At 55.4% G+C, this 18,926-nt stretch carries 23 protein-coding genes and 1 pseudogene; 18 read left to right on the top strand and 6 right to left on the bottom strand.

Features of this window, described 5'->3' with window-relative positions; translation table 11 throughout:
* Positions 1-59 precede the first annotated feature (59 nt).
* Positions 60-470: pseudogene (yedD, locus tag ACOXYR_RS07380) on the bottom strand (lipoprotein YedD); the annotation flags it as partial.
* Between the two features lie 181 nt (positions 471-651).
* Between yedD and yedE the strand changes: the two are divergent.
* Together yedE and yedF are read left to right on the top strand one after the other, a co-directional pair.
* A complete protein-coding gene (gene yedE, locus ACOXYR_RS07375; protein WP_146745462.1) occupies positions 652-1,866 on the top strand; it encodes a selenium metabolism membrane protein YedE/FdhT in 1,215 nt (404 codons plus the stop codon).
* Complete coding sequence (gene yedF / locus ACOXYR_RS07370) at positions 1,863-2,096, top strand: sulfurtransferase-like selenium metabolism protein YedF (RefSeq protein WP_108475236.1); 234 nt, start codon at positions 1,863-1,865, stop codon at positions 2,094-2,096. Before yedE ends, yedF begins: the two co-directional genes overlap by 4 nt.
* Positions 2,097-2,237: 141 nt before the next feature.
* On the opposite strand, the gene fliE is transcribed toward yedF, so the two are convergent.
* Positions 2,238-2,552: a flagellar hook-basal body complex protein FliE gene (gene fliE / locus ACOXYR_RS07365; RefSeq protein WP_108475233.1), complete on the bottom strand. Its 315-nt coding sequence runs from the start codon at positions 2,550-2,552 to the stop codon at positions 2,238-2,240.
* Between the two features lie 210 nt (positions 2,553-2,762).
* Here fliE and fliF point away from each other — a divergent pair, with 210 nt between their 5' ends.
* The 14 genes from fliF to rcsA all read left to right on the top strand — a co-directional run bounded on the left by fliF (position 2,763) and on the right by rcsA (position 14,169).
* On the top strand, positions 2,763-4,424 hold the full coding sequence (gene fliF / locus ACOXYR_RS07360) for a flagellar basal-body MS-ring/collar protein FliF (protein WP_113857151.1): 1,662 nt from the start codon (positions 2,763-2,765) through the stop codon (positions 4,422-4,424).
* Positions 4,417-5,412: a flagellar motor switch protein FliG gene (gene fliG, locus ACOXYR_RS07355; RefSeq protein ID WP_113857152.1), complete on the top strand. Its 996-nt coding sequence runs from the start codon at positions 4,417-4,419 to the stop codon at positions 5,410-5,412. Before fliF ends, fliG begins: the two co-directional genes overlap by 8 nt.
* Positions 5,405-6,100: a flagellar assembly protein FliH gene (gene fliH / locus ACOXYR_RS07350; RefSeq protein WP_421356674.1), complete on the top strand. Its 696-nt coding sequence runs from the start codon at positions 5,405-5,407 to the stop codon at positions 6,098-6,100. Before fliG ends, fliH begins: the two co-directional genes overlap by 8 nt.
* Entirely contained in the window at positions 6,100-7,470 is a 1,371-nt protein-coding gene (gene fliI / locus ACOXYR_RS07345) for a flagellar protein export ATPase FliI (protein WP_108475229.1), read from the top strand. The genes fliH and fliI overlap by 1 nt, the downstream gene beginning before the upstream one ends.
* Before the next feature lie 21 nt (positions 7,471-7,491).
* Positions 7,492-7,938 carry a flagellar export protein FliJ gene (fliJ, locus tag ACOXYR_RS07340; RefSeq protein ID WP_108475228.1) on the top strand — a complete coding sequence of 149 codons (447 nt, stop codon included), beginning with the start codon at positions 7,492-7,494 and terminating at the stop codon, positions 7,936-7,938.
* The gene (locus tag ACOXYR_RS07335; protein WP_421356675.1) at positions 7,931-9,070 is read left to right on the top strand and encodes a flagellar hook-length control protein FliK; all 1,140 of its coding nucleotides are present in this window, start codon (positions 7,931-7,933) and stop codon (positions 9,068-9,070) included. Before fliJ ends, ACOXYR_RS07335 begins: the two co-directional genes overlap by 8 nt.
* Positions 9,071-9,176: 106 nt before the next feature.
* Positions 9,177-9,644, top strand: a complete 468-nt coding sequence (fliL, locus tag ACOXYR_RS07330) for a flagellar basal body-associated protein FliL (protein ID WP_108475226.1) — start codon at positions 9,177-9,179, stop codon at positions 9,642-9,644.
* A gap of 4 nt (positions 9,645-9,648) precedes the next feature.
* Positions 9,649-10,653 carry a flagellar motor switch protein FliM gene (gene fliM / locus ACOXYR_RS07325; RefSeq protein ID WP_108475225.1) on the top strand — a complete coding sequence of 335 codons (1,005 nt, stop codon included), beginning with the start codon at positions 9,649-9,651 and terminating at the stop codon, positions 10,651-10,653.
* Positions 10,650-11,063 carry a flagellar motor switch protein FliN gene (fliN, locus tag ACOXYR_RS07320; protein WP_108475224.1) on the top strand — a complete coding sequence of 138 codons (414 nt, stop codon included), beginning with the start codon at positions 10,650-10,652 and terminating at the stop codon, positions 11,061-11,063. Before fliM ends, fliN begins: the two co-directional genes overlap by 4 nt.
* Before the next feature lie 2 nt (positions 11,064-11,065).
* The gene (gene fliO, locus ACOXYR_RS07315; protein ID WP_108475223.1) at positions 11,066-11,449 is read left to right on the top strand and encodes a flagellar biosynthetic protein FliO; all 384 of its coding nucleotides are present in this window, start codon (positions 11,066-11,068) and stop codon (positions 11,447-11,449) included.
* Complete coding sequence (gene fliP, locus ACOXYR_RS07310; RefSeq protein WP_108475222.1) at positions 11,449-12,186, top strand: flagellar type III secretion system pore protein FliP; 738 nt, start codon at positions 11,449-11,451, stop codon at positions 12,184-12,186. The genes fliO and fliP overlap by 1 nt, the downstream gene beginning before the upstream one ends.
* A gap of 12 nt (positions 12,187-12,198) precedes the next feature.
* Entirely contained in the window at positions 12,199-12,468 is a 270-nt protein-coding gene (gene fliQ / locus ACOXYR_RS07305) for a flagellar biosynthesis protein FliQ (protein WP_043953144.1), read from the top strand.
* 5 nt (positions 12,469-12,473) lie between these two features.
* Complete coding sequence (gene fliR, locus ACOXYR_RS07300; RefSeq protein ID WP_421356676.1) at positions 12,474-13,268, top strand: flagellar biosynthetic protein FliR; 795 nt, start codon at positions 12,474-12,476, stop codon at positions 13,266-13,268.
* Positions 13,269-13,545: 277 nt separating this feature from the next.
* Positions 13,546-14,169, top strand: a complete 624-nt coding sequence (gene rcsA, locus ACOXYR_RS07295) for a transcriptional regulator RcsA (protein ID WP_108475220.1) — start codon at positions 13,546-13,548, stop codon at positions 14,167-14,169.
* A 46-nt stretch (positions 14,170-14,215) separates the two neighbouring features.
* On the opposite strand, the gene dsrB is transcribed toward rcsA, so the two are convergent.
* The gene (dsrB, locus tag ACOXYR_RS07290; RefSeq protein WP_112296194.1) at positions 14,216-14,404 is read right to left on the bottom strand and encodes a protein DsrB; all 189 of its coding nucleotides are present in this window, start codon (positions 14,402-14,404) and stop codon (positions 14,216-14,218) included.
* A gap of 164 nt (positions 14,405-14,568) precedes the next feature.
* Here dsrB and ACOXYR_RS07285 point away from each other — a divergent pair, with 164 nt between their 5' ends.
* Together ACOXYR_RS07285 and ACOXYR_RS07280 are read left to right on the top strand one after the other, a co-directional pair.
* A complete protein-coding gene (locus ACOXYR_RS07285) occupies positions 14,569-14,781 on the top strand; it encodes a YodD family protein (RefSeq protein ID WP_108475218.1) in 213 nt (70 codons plus the stop codon).
* A 294-nt stretch (positions 14,782-15,075) separates the two neighbouring features.
* A complete protein-coding gene (locus tag ACOXYR_RS07280; RefSeq protein WP_108475217.1) occupies positions 15,076-15,888 on the top strand; it encodes a mannosyl-3-phosphoglycerate phosphatase-related protein in 813 nt (270 codons plus the stop codon).
* On the opposite strand, the gene dgcQ is transcribed toward ACOXYR_RS07280, so the two are convergent.
* The 3 genes from dgcQ to ACOXYR_RS07265 all read right to left on the bottom strand — a co-directional run bounded on the left by dgcQ (position 15,885) and on the right by ACOXYR_RS07265 (position 18,874).
* A complete protein-coding gene (gene dgcQ / locus ACOXYR_RS07275) occupies positions 15,885-17,573 on the bottom strand; it encodes a cellulose biosynthesis regulator diguanylate cyclase DgcQ (RefSeq protein ID WP_108475216.1) in 1,689 nt (562 codons plus the stop codon). The genes ACOXYR_RS07280 and dgcQ overlap by 4 nt on opposite strands.
* A gap of 132 nt (positions 17,574-17,705) precedes the next feature.
* Complete coding sequence (locus tag ACOXYR_RS07270) at positions 17,706-17,885, bottom strand: YodC family protein (protein WP_421356677.1); 180 nt, start codon at positions 17,883-17,885, stop codon at positions 17,706-17,708.
* Between the two features lie 77 nt (positions 17,886-17,962).
* Complete coding sequence (locus tag ACOXYR_RS07265; RefSeq protein ID WP_350436106.1) at positions 17,963-18,874, bottom strand: DUF808 family protein; 912 nt, start codon at positions 18,872-18,874, stop codon at positions 17,963-17,965.
* Positions 18,875-18,926 lie beyond the last annotated feature (52 nt).

The following is an 18,926-nucleotide window of genomic DNA, read 5'->3' as shown; positions in this document are numbered from 1 at the left end:
ACGATATCCGCCGGAACGCTGCTGGATGAGGTTTCCGGCTGCGTTGCAGGCAGTTCTGTCGGCAACGCGCTCGACAGCGGTTTTTTCTCCAGCGCGGCGATGCACTCGATTGTTGGGCGATCGACACGCTGCAACGTCATGCCATCGTATTCCAGCGTGCCATCTTCGCGAACAACGGAATAAACATCGCGTTTTTCAGTCACGTTATACAGATCATCCCCACGCAGCATCAGTTTGCCCGGCACGGCAATCGTACGCTGCCACTGACGACAATCCAGCGTATCGCCGTCGCGGGTGACAATCAAACTGCCAATGGCTTCCGGGCTCACCAGCGAACGCTGCGGCCCTTTCGTTTGCCAGTAACCGACAAGCCCCTCTGGCGCGGGCACTTTCACCACGTCTTTATAGTTATCGACCTGCACGCAGCCTGCCAGCGTCATCAGCGCGGCAACCATTGCTAATTTTTTCATGATTCATCCTGCATACGGAGAAAAAAATATTGTGACATTATAGCCTTAAGCCCGCCACCCTTTCACGCCCCTTGTCTGAAATTGATCTGTTCGAGGTTTTACGCAAAAAGCATTCGCCAGATGGATGGAGCAGCGTAGAATTCCCGCTCTTTCGATCCTTCTGAGTTCAGAGGCTAGCACCATGACCTGGCAACACTTCAAACAGGCGTACCTGATCAAATTCTGGGCCCCTGCCCCGGCGGTAATCGCTGCCGGTATTCTCTCCACCTACTATTTTGGCATTACCGGCACCTTCTGGGCTGTCACCGGCGAATTCACCCGCTGGGGCGGGCAACTGCTGCAACTGGCGGGCGTTCACGCTGAAGAGTGGGGCTACTACAAACTGATCCACCTCGATGGCACCCCGCTCTCTCGCATAGACGGCATGATGATCATTGGCATGTTCGGTGGTTGTTTCGCTGCGGCACTGTGGGCAAACAACGTCAAACTGCGTATGCCACGCAGCCGTGTGCGTATCCTGCAGGCTATCATTGGCGGCGCGATAGCCGGTTTCGGCGCGCGTCTGGCGATGGGGTGTAACCTGGCGGCATTCTTCACCGGGATCCCTCAGTTCTCACTGCACGCCTGGTTCTTCGCCGTGGCAACCGCCATCGGTTCCTGGTTCGGCGCTCGCTTCACCCTCCTGCCGCTGTTCCGCATTCCGGTGAAAATGCAGAAAGTCTCTGCCGCGTCGCCGTTGACGCAAAAACCGGATCAGGCGCGTCGCCGTTTTCGTCTGGGCATGCTGGTGTTTATCGGCATCGTGGGCTGGGGGCTGTTTACCGCCATTGATAAACCGAAACTCGGCCTCGCGATGCTGTTCGGCGTCGGCTTTGGCCTGCTGATTGAACGCGCGCAAATCTGCTTTACCTCGGCCTTCCGCGATATGTGGATCACCGGGCGCACCCATATGGCGAAAGCGATTATCTTCGGCATGGCGGCCAGCGCCATCGGTATTTTCGGTTACGTGCAGTTAGGCGCAGAAGCCAAAATCATGTGGGCGGGCCCGAATGCGGTGATAGGTGGCCTGCTCTTCGGCTTTGGTATTGTGCTGGCCGGCGGTTGCGAAACCGGCTGGATGTATCGCGCGGTGGAAGGCCAGGTGCATTTCTGGTGGGTGGGCATTGGCAACGTCATCGGTTCAACCATTCTGGCCTACTACTGGGATGATATTTCTCCGGCACTGGCCACCAACTGGGATAAAGTCAACCTGCTCAACACCTTCGGCCCGACGGGCGGCCTGCTGGTGACGTACCTTCTGTTATTTACCGCGCTGATGCTGATCATCGGCTGGGAAAAACACTTTTTTAAACGCAAAAATCAGTCTGCCGTTGTCACGGCGAAGGAGACAGCATGAAAGATATCGTGCCTGATTACCGCCTGGATATGGTCGGCGAGCCATGCCCGTATCCGGCTGTCGCCACGCTAGAAGCGATGCCGCAGCTGAAAAAAGGCGAAATTCTGGAAGTGGTGAGTGACTGCCCGCAGTCGATCAATAATATTCCGCTGGACGCCCGCAACTACGGCTACACCGTACTGGACATCCAGCAGGATGGGCCCACGATTCGCTATTTGATTCAGAAGTGAGTTGTTTTAGCCCCTCACCCTAACCCTCTCCCACAGGGAGAGGGAACCGATCGAGCACGTTGCTGAATTTCCTGCGTTTTTCACCCTCTCCCTGTGGGAGAGGGCCGGGGTGAGGGGCACCCGCGCGCACTCAACCATCAATTACACCTGCATGCCCATCACTTCCTGATACGCACTCACCATCTTATTCCTGACCTGAATGCCCATCTGTAACGACACGGATGATTTTTGCAGATCGGTCATAACATCATTCAGCGCCACGCCCGGTACGCCGAGAGTAAACTTTTCCGCCTGGGTGCGGGCGGCATTTTGCGTATCGCTGATGCGGTCGAGCGCGGCGCTCAGTTGTCCTGCGAAACTCACCGTAGACTGCGTATCCACTTGCTGATTGCGCGCCACATTAGCCGTCATTTGTAACTGTGACAGCACGCCCTCAATACCCTGAATTGCCATAATCCACCCCTGAAAATGTTAATGGAGCAGAGATTAGCATCTTGTCAATAAGATAAAGGCGTTAAATAGCGGCAAAAAAACGGGTTATTTGAACCATAGAAAATCCCGCAACAGCAAATAATGGCAGCGCTGTCATTTTGTGTTCGTCGCCCGGGAGTCTGCTTTGTTTTTGTACACATTTAACGCCATCTTTCAGGATCTACGAGGTGCGCAATGAGCGCGAACGCCACCACTACACCGCAAACTAAAACGCTGGAGTGGGTCAGTCGCCTGCGCGCAAACCCGAAAATTCCGTTGATGGTGGCCAGCGCCGCCGCGGTGGCTATCATCGTTGCACTGGTGCTGTGGGCGAAAAGCCCGGACTATCGCACGCTATTTAGCAACCTTTCCGATCAGGATGGCGGCGCCATTGTCAGCCAGCTGACGCAGATGAACGTCCCCTACCGCTTTGCGGATAACGGCGGCGCAATCGAAGTTCCTGCGGATAAAGTGCATGAACTTCGCCTGCGTCTGGCGCAGGCCGGTTTGCCAAAAGGCGGCGCGGTCGGTTTTGAATTGCTCGATCAAGAAAAGTTCGGCATCAGCCAGTTCAGCGAGCAGGTTAACTATCAGCGCGCGCTGGAGGGCGAACTGTCGCGCACTATCGAGACCCTGGGGCCGGTGAAAAGCGCCCGCGTCCATTTAGCGATGCCAAAACCGTCGCTGTTCGTGCGTGAACAAAAATCCCCTTCCGCCTCCGTCACTGTCAATCTTGAACCGGGTCGCGCGCTGGACGAAGGGCAAATTTCGGCGGTGGTGCATCTGGTCTCCAGTTCCGTCGCCGGACTGCCGCCGGGCAACGTGACGCTGGTCGATCAAAGCGGCCATCTGCTCACCCAATCTAATACCAACGCCCGTGACCTGAACGACGCGCAGCTGAAGTACGCCGCCGACGTTGAGAGCCGCGTGCAGCGCCGTATCGAAGCCATTCTGGGGCCCATCGTGGGCAACAGTAACGTTCACGCGCAGGTCACCGCGCAGATCGATTTTGATAATAAAGAGCAAACCGAAGAGCAGTATCGCCCGAACGGTGACGCCAGCCAGGCGGTACTGCGTTCACGTCAGGTGAACGAGAGCGAACAAATTGGAAGTCCGTACCCGGGCGGCGTGCCTGGCGCGCTCTCCAACTCGCCTGCACCGACACCGACTGCGCCAATTGCTACCCCGCCTGCCAATAATGCGACGCAAACCACCCGCACCCAGAGCAGCGGCGGGCCGCGCAATACACAGCGTAACGAGACCAGTAACTACGAAGTGGATCGCACCATTCGCCATACCAAACGCAACGTGGGCGACATCCAGCGTCTTTCCGTCGCGGTAGTGGTGAACTATCGCACGCTGGCGGATGGCAAAACGCAGGCGCTCAGCGCGGAGCAAATGAAGCAAATCGACGATCTTACCCGCGAGGCGATGGGCTTTTCCAGCCAGCGTGGCGATACCCTCAACGTGGTCAATTCGCCGTTCACTCAGTCGGACGAAACCGGCGGAGAACTGCCGTTCTGGCAACAGCAGTCGTTTATCGACCAGCTAATGTCGCTGGGCCGCTGGTTGTTGGTGCTCTTGGTGGCCTGGCTGCTGTGGCGCAAAGCGGTTCGTCCACAGTTAATGCGACGTCAGCAGGAGACGCAGGCCGCCGCCGAGCAGGCGCGCGTTATCCAGGAAACGCAGGACGCGGTAGAAGTGCATCTCAGCAAAGATGAGCAACTTCAGCAACGCCGCGCCAACCAGCGAATGGGCGCGGAAGTCATGAGCCAGCGTATTCGCGATATGTCTGATAACGATCCGCGCGTTGTCGCGCTGGTCATCCGCCAGTGGATGAATAACGATCATGAGTAAATTAAGCGGTGTAGATAAAAGCGTCATTCTGCTGATGACCCTTGGCGAAGATCGTGCTGCCGAGGTGTTTAAGCACCTGTCGGCGCGCGAAGTGCAACAGTTGAGCACCGCAATGGCCAATGTGAAGCAGATCTCCAATAAGCAGCTTACTGAAGTGCTGGCGGAGTTTGAGCAGGAAGCAGAACAGTTCGCCGCGCTGAGCGTCAACGCCAACGAATATCTGCGTTCGGTGCTGGTGAAAGCGCTGGGCGAGGAGCGTGCCGCCAGCCTGCTAGAAGATATTCTCGAAACCCGCGAAACCGCCAGCGGTATCGAAACGCTTAACTTTATGGAGCCACAGAGCGCCGCCGATATTATTCGCGATGAGCATCCGCAAATTATCGCCACCATTCTGGTGCATCTCAAACGCGCGCAGGCCGCCGATATTCTGGCGCTGTTCGACGAGCGTCTGCGTCATGATGTGATGCTACGTATCGCCACCTTCGGCGGCGTGCAGCCTGCCGCACTGGCAGAGCTGACCGAAGTGCTCAACGGCCTGCTTGATGGTCAGAACCTCAAGCGCAGCAAAATGGGCGGCGTAAGAACGGCAGCAGAAATCATCAACCTGATGAAAACCCAGCAGGAAGAAGCGGTTATCACCGCCGTGCGTGAATTCGACGGCGAGCTGGCACAAAAAATTATCGACGAGATGTTCCTGTTCGAAAACCTGGTCGAGGTGGACGATCGCAGCATCCAGCGGCTGCTGCAGGAAGTGGACTCCGAATCGCTGCTTATCGCGCTCAAAGGGGCCGAACCGCCGCTACGCGAGAAGTTCCTGCGCAATATGTCTCAGCGTGCCGCCGATATTCTGCGCGACGATCTCGCCAACCGTGGGCCGGTGCGTCTGTCGCAGGTGGAGAACGAGCAGAAAGCGATTCTGCTGATTGTGCGGCGTCTGGCGGAAACCGGCGAGATGGTAATTGGCAGCGGAGACGACACCTATGTCTGATACCACCCCGTGGAAAATCTGGCAGCCGGACGATCTCGCTCCGCCATCTGAGGAGCAGATTTTTATTCCTGAGCAGGAAGCTGACGCGCAGGAAGTCACGCTTTCCGAAGAAGCATTGCGCCAGCAGCAACTGGCGCAAATCCAGATGCAGGCCCACGAGCAGGGTTATCAGGCGGGGTTGCAGGAAGGCCGCGCCGCCGGGCAGCAACAGGGTTATCAGGAGGGTCTGGCGCAGGGGCTGGAACAAGGTCTGACGCAGGCACAGCAGGAACAAGCCCCGCTACATGCGCGTATGCAACAACTGGTCAGCGAGTTCCAGCATACGCTGGATGCGATGGATAGCGTTATCGCCTCACGGTTGATGCAGATGGCCCTGGAAGCCGCACGACAAATCATCGGCCAGACCACATCCATCGACAGTTCAGCATTGATTAAACAGATTCAGGCATTGCTCCAGCAAGAACCTCTGTTCAGCGGCAAACCGCAGTTGCGCGTCAACCCTGACGACCTTCCGCGCGTGGAAGCGGTGCTGGGTGCCACCTTAAGCCTGCACGGCTGGCGGCTGCGCGGCGATCCGACGCTGCACCCTGGCGGCTGCAAAGTCAGCGCCGATGAAGGTGACCTTGATGCGAGCGTCGCCACCCGCTGGCAGGAGCTCTGCCGTCTTGCCGCGCCAGGAGCCTGCTGATGACCGCGCGCCTTACACGCTGGTTAACAACGCTGGATAACGTCGAAGCGCGCATCGCCCAGCTTCCTGCCGTACGCCGCTATGGACGCCTGACCCGCGCAACCGGGCTGGTGCTGGAGGCCACCGGTCTGCAACTGCCGCTCGGTGCAACCTGCATTATCGAACGTCAGATCGGTGCGGATACACAGGAAGTGGAAAGCGAAGTGGTGGGCTTCAACGGTCAGCGCCTGTTTCTGATGCCGCTGGAAGAAGTGGAAGGTATTTTGCCCGGCGCACGCGTCTATGCCCGTAATGCTTCCGGCGACGGATTACAAAGCGGCAAACAGTTACCGCTCGGCCCTGCACTGCTGGGGCGCGTGCTGGATGGCAGCGGTAAACCCCTCGACGGTCTGCCTGCACCAGAGACCACCGAAACCGGCGCACTCATAACGCCACCGTTTAACCCACTGCAGCGGACGCCGATTGAACATGTGCTGGATACCGGCGTGCGGCCCATCAATGCGCTGCTCACCGTCGGGCGCGGGCAACGGATGGGGCTGTTTGCTGGCTCCGGTGTCGGCAAAAGTGTGTTGCTGGGGATGATGGCGCGCTACACCCAGGCCGACGTGATTGTGGTTGGCCTGATTGGCGAGCGCGGACGCGAAGTGAAAGATTTTATCGAGAACATTCTTGGTAGCGAAGGCCGGGCCCGCTCGGTAGTCATCGCTGCCCCGGCGGATGTGTCGCCGCTGCTACGTATGCAGGGTGCAGCCTATGCCACCCGCGTGGCGGAAGATTTCCGCGATCGCGGCCTGCACGTGCTGCTGATTATGGACTCCCTCACCCGCTACGCGATGGCGCAGCGTGAAATCGCCCTGGCGATTGGCGAGCCGCCCGCCACCAAAGGCTACCCGCCTTCCGTTTTCGCCAAATTGCCCGCGCTGGTTGAACGTGCCGGGAACGGCATCAGCGGTGGCGGTTCAGTGACCGCCTTTTATACGGTGCTGACCGAAGGCGACGATCAACAGGATCCTATCGCCGACTCGGCGCGCGCCATTCTCGACGGGCATATTGTGCTGTCGCGAAGGCTGGCCGAGGCCGGGCATTATCCGGCCATTGATATCGAAGCCTCAATCAGCCGCGCCATGACGGCGCTAATCAGCGAGCCGCACTACGCCCGCGTACGTCATTTCAAACAACTGCTTTCAAGCTTCCAGCGCAACCGTGACCTGGTGAGCGTCGGGGCTTACGCCAAAGGCAGCGATCCGATGCTGGATCGCGCCATCGCCCTGTGGCCGCAGCTGGAAGCGTTTTTGCAGCAGGGCATTCTGGAAAAAGCCGACTGGGAGAGTTCTCTTCAGGGGCTTGAGCGAATTTTCCCGTCAACCTGATGAAGCAGGAGGTACCGCAAGATGGCGCAACAAGGTGCATTGGCCACGCTCAAAGAGCTGGCGGAAAACGAGGTGGATAGCGCCGCGCTCAGGCTCGGCGAGATGCGTCGTGGTTTTCAGAAAGTAGAAGAACAATTACAGATGCTGATGGATTACCAGCTTGAATATCAAAACAACCTCAACAGCGACATGAGTCAGGGGATTGCCAGCCTGCGCTGGCAAAACTATCAGCAGTTTATTCAGACGCTGGAAAGCGCGATTGAACAACATCGCCAACAGTTGCTGCAATGGAACCAAAAAGTGGAGCAGGCGCTGACCTTCTGGCGCGAGAAAAAACAGCGGCTTCAGGCGTGGGAGACATTGCAGGAGCGTCAGGCCAGCGCCACGCTGCTGGCGGAAAACCGTCTTGACCAGAAAAAGATGGATGAATTTGCCCAGCGCGCAACGCTAAGGAATCGCAATGATTAACCTGCTCACGCTTTTAGCCCCGGACGCAGAGAGCGTCACGCCGGGTTTATCCACGCAGGCGGGCGGTGAAACCGATTTTCTGAGCCTGCTCAGCGATGCGCTGGGGAGTGAAAATACGCAACCGCTTAAAAGCCTTACCGCCGCCCTTTCCCAGGTGCCGGACGGGAAAACGCCCACGAAAACGTCCGTCACCGAATGGTTGTTGCAACAGGAGACCGCGCAGATCCCGGTTGAACTGCCGGACGGTACGACCACAGATACACAGACCCTGCTCAGCCAGTTGGCCTCACATCTGAAAAGCGATGTACAGAACAGCAAACCGCTGGAGCCTGACGATGACGACGAAACCGTCAGCGACGCCTCCCTTGCCGGGATGAGCGCGCTGATGGCCATGCTGCCGCCGGTACAATCAGTGCCATCGACCACGGTTACCGCAGACAATGACATGCCTGCCCTGAGCGGTTTAACTGCACGCAGCGACGATCAATCGATCGCCCAGCACGGTACCAGCAAAGATATCGCGCAGCCACTCGCCAGCCGTGAGCTCCCTGCCGCTGCGCAAATCGCACCGCAGTTGGCGCCGGTGGCCCTGAAAGTCGAAGCCGACAGCACGCCAACCGCAGCGGCGCCTGCGGCAATGCCGTCAGCGATCGTCACAGCACCTGCGCAAACAGCACCGCCAGCCGCCGCCCCCACCGTACAGGCTGCATTAGGTTCGCCGGACTGGCAGCAGAGCGTCAGCCAGCACATCACCCTGTTCACACGCCAGGGGCAGCAGACCGCGGAACTGCGTCTGCACCCGGAAGAGCTTGGTCAGGTGCATATCTCGCTTAAGCTCGACGATAACCAGGCGCAAATCCAGATGGTGTCACCGCACAGCCACGTGCGCGCGGCGCTGGAAGCCGCGTTGCCGGTGCTTCGCGCGCAACTGGCCGATAACGGCATTCAGCTTGGACAAAGCAATATCAGCAGCGAGAGTTTTGCCGGGCAGCAGCAGCAACAACACGCTTCAGGCCAGCCGTCGGCCTGGCGCCGCGCGACATCCGGGGATGACGAAGATGATGCGTTGACAGTCCCTGCTGCGTTGCAATCCGCCGCACGCGGCGATGGCAGAGTCGACATTTTTGCCTAAACGCCAGAGGTAGCGTGATTATTCCCGTCTTTTCCACGCTTTGACCCGCGCGGGAGTCGGGATAATCACACGATAAGCAGTATATGCAACAGGAAGACCGCATCAGATGACCGACACCGCTATCACTAAAAAACGCAAACGCGCCATTTGGCTGCCGCTGCTGATCCTCGTGACGCTCGCCGCCGTGGCGACCGCCGGTTACAGCTACTGGCGGATGCAGCAGCACAGCGCCACGGAAAGTAAAGCTGAGACGCCGCCCCCTGCCGCGCCGGTCTTTTTCGCGCTGGATACCTTTACGGTGAATCTTGGCGATGCGGATCGCGTGCTTTATCTCGGCATTACGTTGCGTCTGAAAGATGAAGCGACGCGCGCACGGCTGAATGAGTATCTGCCGGAAGTGCGCAGCCGTCTGTTGCTGCTGCTTTCTCGCCAGGACGCCACACAACTGGCGACCGATGCCGGGAAGCAAAAACTGGCCGCCGCCATTAAAGAGACGCTGAGCACGCCACTGATTGCCGGTCAGCCGAAGCAGGACGTGACCGACGTTCTCTATACCGCTTTTATTCTGCGATAACCTCATGGGCGATAGCATTCTTTCACAGGCCGAAATCGACGCCCTGCTTAACGGTGACAGCGATAACCGCGATGAGCCGAAAGCAGGCGTGGCGGGCGAAAACGACATTCGTCCTTACGATCCTAATACCCAGCGTCGCGTGGTGCGCGAACGTTTGCAGGCGCTGGAGATCATCAACGAACGCTTTGCGCGTCAGTTCCGTATGGGGCTGTTTAACCTGCTGCGACGTAGCCCGGACATTACCGTTGGGGCGATTAAAATTCAGCCGTATCACGAATTTGCGCGCAATCTCCCGGTGCCGACCAACCTGAATCTTATCCACCTGAAACCACTGCGTGGCACCGGGCTGTTCGTGTTCTCGCCGAGCCTGGTGTTTATCGCCGTCGATAACCTGTTCGGTGGCGACGGTCGTTTTCCGACCAAGGTGGAAGGCCGCGAGTTTACCCATACGGAACAGCGCGTTATCAACCGTATGCTTAAGCTGGCACTCGAAGGCTACCGTGACGCGTGGAAAGCGATTAATCCGCTTGAGGTCGAGTATGTGCGTTCGGAAATGCAGGTTAAATTCACCAATATCACCACCTCGCCTAACGACATTGTGGTCAACACGCCCTTCCACGTTGAAATCGGCAACCTGACCGGCGAATTCAATATCTGCCTGCCGTTCAGCATGATCGAACCGCTGCGTGAACTGCTGGTTAACCCGCCGCTGGAAAACTCGCGCACTGAAGATCAGAACTGGCGCGAAAATCTGGTGCGCCAGGTGCAACATTCCGAACTGGAACTGGTGGCGAACTTTGCCGACATTTCACTGCGATTGTCGCAGATCCTCAAGCTAAAACCTGGCGATGTGCTGCCTATTGATAAACCCGACCGCATCATCGCGCATGTGGATGGCGTGCCGGTGCTGACCAGCCAGTACGGTACGGTGAAAGGACAATATGCACTGCGCGTCGAACACCTGATTAACCCGATTTTGAATTCGTTGAATGAGGAACAGCCCAAATGAGTGATATGAATAACCCGTCCGACGAGAACACCGGCGCAATGGACGATCTGTGGGCTGAAGCGTTGAATGAACAACAATCCACCAGCGGTAAAAGCGCGGCTGATGCGGTGTTCCAGCAACTCGGCGGCGGCGATGTCAGCGGTACGTTGCAGGATATCGACCTGATTATGGATATTCCGGTCAAGCTGACCGTGGAGCTGGGTCGTACCCGGATGACTATCAAAGAGCTCCTGCGTTTGACGCAGGGTTCCGTGGTGGCCCTGGACGGTTTGGCGGGCGAACCGCTGGATATCCTGATTAACGGCTACCTGATTGCCCAGGGGGAAGTGGTCGTGGTGGCGGACAAATATGGCGTGCGCATCACCGACATCATTACGCCGTCCGAACGTATGCGTCGCCTGAGCCGCTAAACATGAAAAGCCCGACCCACGCGACCGTCGCGCACGCCTCTGCCCCCGACGCCTCACCGTTGATTCAGGTCAGCGGTGCGCTGCTCGGCATTATTCTGCTGATCCTCGCCGGAGCATGGATAGCCAAACGTTTTGGCGTCGGGGGCAGTAGCGTGCGAGGCGCGCAGGGTCTGAAGGTTAGCGCCAGCGCCGCCCTCGGCCCGCGTGAACGTGTGGTGGTGGTGAACGTAGAAGATGCGCGTCTGGTGCTGGGCGTCACCGCTAATCAGGTTACCCTCCTGCACACGCTGCCACCCGCATCACCCGATACACACCCAGGGCAGCCTGCTGCCGCCGATTTTTCATCTCTGATGAAAAATGTACTCAAGCGTTCCGGGAGATCCTGATGCGCCGTATTTTCGCTGTCCTCATCCCTGCGCTGTTGTTGATCTCGCCTGCCGCCTTCGCCCAGCTACCGGGGCTGGTCAGCCAGCCATTAGCGGGTGGCGGTCAAAGCTGGTCGCTGCCGGTTCAGACGTTGGTGTTTATCACTTCGCTAACGTTTATTCCGGCGATTTTGCTGATGATGACCAGTTTTACCCGCATCATTATCGTTTTTGGCCTGCTGCGTAACGCACTGGGGACGCCCTCTGCGCCGCCGAATCAGGTGCTGTTGGGGCTGGCGCTGTTTCTGACCTTTTTTATTATGTCGCCGGTCATCGATAAGATTTATACCGACGCCTATCAGCCTTTTAGCGAAGATAAGATTTCATTGCAGGAAGCAATGGATAAAGGCTCGCAGCCGCTACGCGAGTTTATGCTGCGTCAGACGCGCGAGGCTGATTTGGCGCTGTTTGCACGTCTGGCGAACAGCGCGCCGATTGAAGGCCCGGAAGCGGTGCCGCTGCGCATTCTGCTGCCAGCGTATGTGACCAGTGAGCTGAAAACCGCCTTTCAGATTGGCTTCACCATTTTTATTCCGTTTCTGATTATCGACCTGGTGATCGCCAGCGTGCTGATGGCGCTGGGGATGATGATGGTGCCGCCCGCCACGATCGCCCTGCCGTTTAAGCTGATGCTGTTCGTGCTTGTCGACGGCTGGCAGCTGCTGGTCGGTTCGCTGGCGCAAAGTTTTTACAGCTAACGGGAGCCTGCCATGACACCTGAATCCGTAATGATGATGGGCACCGAGGCGATGAAAGTTGCCCTTGCGTTGGCGGCCCCGCTGCTGCTGGTTGCGCTGATTACGGGGCTTGTGATCAGCATTTTGCAGGCGGCGACGCAAATCAACGAGATGACGCTCTCCTTCATTCCTAAAATCATCGCCGTGTTTATCGCTATCGTGGTCGCCGGGCCGTGGATGCTTAACCTGCTGCTTGATTACGTTCGCACCCTGTTCTCTAACATTCCGTATATCATCGGCTAACCCTGATGCTCACTATCACCAGCGATCAGTGGATCCACTGGATAAGCCTCTATTTCTGGCCGCTACTGCGCGTGCTGGCACTGATTTCCACCGCCCCCATTTTGAGCGAGCGAACCGTCCCCAAGCGCGTTAAAGTCGGGCTCGGGCTGGTTATCACCGTGGTGATTGCCCCCGCTATCCCTGTGCCGGACGTCCCGCTCTTCTCGCCGAATGCCCTTTGGCTGGCGCTACAACAAATCCTGATCGGCATTGCGCTGGGGTTTACGATGCAGTTCGCCTTTGCCGCCGTAAGAACTGCCGGGGAAATTATCGGCCTGCAAATGGGGTTGTCGTTTGCCACCTTTGTCGACCCCGGCAGCAACCTGAATATGCCTGTACTGGCGCGAATTATGGATATGCTCGCCATGCTGCTGTTTTTGGTTTTTAACGGCCATTTATGGCTGATTTCGCTGCTGGTTGATACTTTTCATACCTTGCCCATTGGGGGGGAGCCCCTCAACAGCAACGCCTTTCTGGCCCTTGCCCGAGCAGGCGGACTCATCTTCCTCAACGGCCTGATGCTGGCACTGCCGGTCATTACGCTGCTGCTCACCGTTAACCTTGCATTGGGTATGCTTAATCGTATGGCTCCGCAATTGTCGGTGTTCGTGATTGGATTTCCAATCACATTAACTGTAGGGATATTATTAATGGCGGCGTTAATGCCGCTTATTGCTCCTTTTTGCGAACATTTATTTAGCGAAATATTCGATCTTTTAGCGGATATTATCAGCGAGTTACCCCGGGTCAATTCTCCATAACCTCATTCCTGGTATTGTAAGGAAATTCCTAAAAGCCCATTTATAAAACATCTACCAGGATATATCTGGCGCGGATTATTTGTTTTTACTCTACTCACATAACCTAACATTTACTTTACTTTGAGAAGATTCCTGGCAAATTATACGTAACTTTACGGGATAGTTTAGGCCGCCTGATCGTCTTCGCTTGGTTGTTAGTTTTATAAATTTGCTCAGTGAGTTATGAAGCGCTCAGGCAAGGGGTTAATTATCGTTACGCATTGAGTGAGGGTATGCCATGTCAACGATTATTATGGATCTATGCAGTTACACCCGGCTAGGATTGATAGGGTACTTGACGAGTCGAGGGGTTAAGAAACGCGATATTGATAACATCAGCGATGTCGACGGACTCGCGGCATTGTGTAGCGACCGCCGCCCGTCTGTGGTGTTCATTAATGAAGACTGTTTTATCCACGATGCACAAAGCAGTCAGCACATTAAACAAATCATTAATCAACATCCCAGAACGCTGTTTATCGTTTTTATGGCGATTGCGAATATCCATTTTGATGAATACTTACTGGTTAGGAGTAATCTGTTAATAAGCTCCAAATCGATAAAGCCAGAAACACTGGATGATATTTTAGGGAATTATCTGAAAAAAGAAACTGACGAGGTAAAACAGATCAACATGTCGACATTATCGTTAAGTCGAACGGAATCGAGCATGTTGCGGATGTGGATGTCAGGGCAGGGAACGATTCAGATATCGGATCAAATGAATATTAAGGCCAAAACGGTATCGTCACATAAGGGTAATATCAAGAGGAAAATTAAAACGCATAATAAGCAAGTGATCTATCACGTTGTACGTCTTGCAGATAATGTGACCTCCGGCATTTACGTGAATATGCGTTAATGACGACTTGCTGGCGGATAAAACCGCCAGTCAATTTCATCCTAATTCAGTCTACTTTCTCGACGAAAATACCGTCCGGATGGCCATTTTCATTGAAAAACCAAATGCCGAGCGGATAATCCTCCAGCGAGACCAGATACATTGTTCCTTCACTGAACTGCTCAATCGCCAGCACCACGCCGGATCGACGTGGGCCGCCATCCGTTTTGACCGTCACACGATCGTTTACCTGCATACGCAATCTCCTCAACGTTTCTGCCCAGTGTAGAACAAAATGCCTCCGCTGACAGCGCCTTACTCCGTAACTGCTGCTTTCTTCATCAATCACTCTTCCGCTCATAAAATGAGCATATTAATAAATGCCGGATATACTTATTATTGCACGGGCGGTAAGAGGTAATGATGATGAACCATGCCAAAGCGACCCACGGCGTCAACGTTGATGCGCTGCTGGCAGCCATCAATGAAATCAGCGAAAGCGAAATTCATCGTGCCGCTGATGATCCTTATCATGTGAGCGTTGATGGCCGCGAATATCATACCTGGCGAGAGCTGGCTGAAGCGTTTGAGTTAGATATTCACGACTTTAGCGTGACCGAAGCCAATCGCTGAAAATGAGGATAAAAAAATCCCGACGCTTGAGGAGTCGGGATCAAACTTGCATCTGCAAGAAGTCATCGAAAAATTCGTTACACCAGGAAATCTGATGTGGATGAAACATTATCTGCGTTTATATCCAATGACAAGATTTATTCACCAAGCCGATCAATCCCGTTACAGACGATGCGTCGGTGTAATGCGCTACGTCCAGCATCCGACGCGGGTTGTCATCAGTTTTATCTCATTTATATCGATTTATTATTTTGAGATTTTTCTTAATAGCGAATGAGCACATAAGGAGAACTTATGTTTGATCGGCAACAACCGCTGGTTATCTTTACAGATTTGGATGGCACGTTACTGGATAACCATACTTACGATTGGCAGCCAGCCGCGCCATGGCTGATGCGTCTGAAGCAGCGGGATGTGCCGGTGATCCTCTGTAGCAGTAAGACCGCCGCAGAAATGATGCTTATCCAGAAAGAAATTGGCCTCGAAGGCCGCGCGTTTATTGCCGAGAACGGTGCGGTTATTCAGCTTGATGCAAAATGGCAGGATGACGAGTCCTGGCCGCGCATTATTTGCGGGGCGACGCATGCCGATATTGTTGGCGTCCTGCACCATCTTCGCGAACGCGAAGGGTATAAATTTACCGCGATTTCTGACGTTGACGCGCAGGTTCTCAGCGAATGGTCCGGTCTGAATGACAAACATGCGGCGCTGGCACGCCTTCAGGAGGCTTCTGAGACGCTTATCTGGCGCGACACTGATGAACGCATGACTGCGTTTTCCGCGACGTTACAACAGCTTGGGCTGCGTTTTATTCAGGGCGCGAGATTCTGGCACGTGCTGGATGAACAAAGCGGTAAGGCACAGGCGGTCAGTTTTCTGCGTCGCAGGATGTTGCAGCGGGATGGCCACAGTCGCCTTTCTCTTGGATTAGGTGATGGCCCTAACGATGCAGACCTGCTCGATAGCACCGATTATGCTGTCGTGGTGAAAAGTCTGAGCCGGGAAGGAATTCATTTAAAAAATGACGATCCGCAACGGGTGTATCATACACAATTGCGAGGCCCACGTGGCTGGGACGAAGGCCTCAGCCACTTCCTGGGGAATTAGTCTTCAGCGCGAACCTGATTGCGTCCGGCCTCTTTTGCCAGATAGAGACGACGATCGGCAACAGATTGCAAATAGGCAAAATCATAACGCCCCTGCTCATTATCGCTGCCCGACACGCCAACAGACGCGCTCACGCGAAGGGTTTGCCCTTTCGACACCAGTATCTCGCGGCGGTTGATACACTCACGGATCCGCTCGGCTATCTCTCGCGCCTGCGCGAGCGTGGCATTTGGCAGGACAACGCAGAACTCCTCTCCGCCCACACGCCCGGCAATATCCCCTTCGCGTATTTTATTGGCAATTAAGCGGGCGATATGTGCCAGCACGCGGTCGCCGGCCTGATGGCCGTAGCGATCGTTAATTGATTTAAAATGATCGAGATCGAGTTGCAGAACCGCTAGCGGTTTTCCTGACTGCCGACACTGTGCCGATGCCGTTGCAGCACGCTCGAATAAAGCACCACGGTTATATAAACGCGTCAGTGCATCGTACCAGGCACGCCACTGCAAGGATTCTTGCAATGTGGACATGTTACTCACCATATGGCGGATCACCACCCACGAAAGAATCAACATGCCGGTAAACAGCACCCACAACAGCGTTAGCGCGATGCTGATACGCCCAAAATCCCCCTTTAACCCCTCTTCAAGGCTGTGAATGCGCAGCAGAACACCGTCAAAATTACGCAGCTTTTCCCAACTGATATAGCGCGTCATTTCACGCAAACTACCGCGATTATTATCTTCGTAAGCGCGAGCAAGCTGGGCCTGCACCTCCTGCGTGAGCGGCGTGACATGCGGGTCGGACGAGGCGATGAGGTTCATGCGGCTATCATAAAGCTGATACTCCCCTTCCGTTTCGCCTTCCACGGCACGCAACAAAAACTCCCCCATTTCTCTGACGGAGAGCTGCGCCGCCAGCACACCGAACCAGTAATGCTGATAATTCAGCGGCACCGACGCCGTAACCATCTGCGCTTCGTGCTGTTTATCACTGGAGAATGTTGTATACCAGCGCACACCGCGTCCGGGATTTTCACGTTCAGACTGCTGGATGAACCACGGGCTGGTGACCAGTTCATAAAATTGTTCAGTAATATTACGCGTCACCGGTTCGCTGCTGAGGAAGAATCCGGCTCGCGAGACGTAGAGCATGCGCGGTGAAAAGCGCGAAAGATGCTGCCCGGTAATTGAAGAGAGACGCAGTAAATAGCCCAGTTCTAAGGCCGCGGTGAACTCGTTGGCGACCAAAGGGTTATCGCGAGATAAGAAATCAGACTGCTCGACAAACGCGTCCGACACACCATTGAGCGGCAGTGTACGACGGTTTTCCAGCGCAATATGCCAGTCAGGCTCCTGACGCTTACTGGAAAATTCCGCTCCCGCGTTGCGCAAAACTTCAAACCCCAGTGGCGCCTGCAGCGCCGCCTGCATACCATGACGAAAAAAAAGCAGGCGATCGACGTTGAATTGCAGCTGCCCATCCATCTCACGGGCGACATTTTCCAGATTATTGCGCTGGCTGGAAATATAAGCCTCTTCCAGCACCACCGTTTCACGCCACGTCAGAACCGTTGAAAACAGCAGAACAACGCAAAAGCAGAGGTTTACCACTCTACCGGGTCGGGTGTGCTGGCTAAGCTTTCTCAACCAACCGGGGGATTTTTCGGGGGTTACGGGATGCACAAAGGCTCCCGGCAAAACTCCTGATGAAGAGACAACGTACTTACTCCTGAACGGAAAAACAGCTTTGAATTCATGATGTACAACAATCGCGGTCTCGAGTCAAAAACGCCCGACCAGTGCCGGGCGTTTTGTCTACGCTTTCTCCTGCGCGCAATCGCCGCCGGGCATCAGTTCATCTTCACGGAAGGCCTCACGCTTGACGCCGAAACCGTCATACCAGCGACATTCAACCATCCCACTGGCATAACCCGTTACGACCATGCGCTGACCACCACTCTTAGCCCGAACTTCATCACTGACCAAAAAGACCATAGTTGCCTCCGGTATCAGGGTGAAACAGTTTCACATTAGTCGATCGCCAGCGGGTTTGCGTAATCAGGGCGCACTTTTTATCCTTCACGTTGACGAAGGCGATTGATGCCATTGACGACCGCCACCACGACAGCGCCGATAATAAAACCGAGCACCAGATTCGCAAGCGTCGGCAGCAGCATAGCGACCAGCGATCCCTGCTGCGCGGCGAAGCCTTCAATCGCATGATGCAGCGGCGCCACGCCATGAACCACAATCCCACCGCCCACCAAAAACATCGCCAGCGTACCGACCACTGACAATATTTTCATCAACCAGGGGGCAATAAAAAGTAAACCTTTGCCGGTGCCCTGGGCCAGCGCGCTCTTTTTCTCCGCCAGCCAGTAGCCCATATCGTCCAGTTTAACGATGATGCCCACCAGGCCGTAAACACCAATAGTAACCAAAATAGCGATACCCGAGAGAATCAGAATTTGATTCAGGAGCGGGGCTTCTGCCACGATGCCAAGGGTAATGGCGACAATTTCTGCGGAGAGAATAAAGTCGGTGCGGATCGCGCCTTTCACTTTATCGCGCTCGTAAACCATCGGATCCTGGTTGGCGATGGCGTCTAATCGCTGCTGACGCGCGGCATCGTCCTCTTTGTGCTTACGCGCATGTAGCGTATGCACCACTTTCTCAACACCTTCAAAGCACAGGAACGCCCCGCCTATCATTAGCAGCGGGGTTACGGCCCACGGAATAAATGCGCTGATCAGCAGCGCCAACGGCACGAGAATCACTTTATTCAGTAGTGAACCCTTCGCCACGCTCCAGACCACCGGCAGTTCACGATTCGCGCGCACCCCTGAAACCTGCTGCGCATTCAGCGACAAATCATCGCCCAGCACACCCGCCGTCTTTTTCGCCGCCAGCTTGCCCATCATGGAGATGTCATCCAGCAACGTGGCAATATCATCCAGTAAGGTTAATAAACTACTTCCCGCCACAGTACGTTCCTTTCATTATTTTGTTTATTAATCACACAGTATGATGCAAATG

Source organism: Pseudocitrobacter faecalis, assembly GCF_965231525.1.
GTDB lineage: Bacteria > Pseudomonadota > Gammaproteobacteria > Enterobacterales > Enterobacteriaceae > Pseudocitrobacter > Pseudocitrobacter faecalis.
Note: the sequence above shows the minus strand (reverse complement) of the source record. Positions and strands in the feature narration are given on the sequence as shown.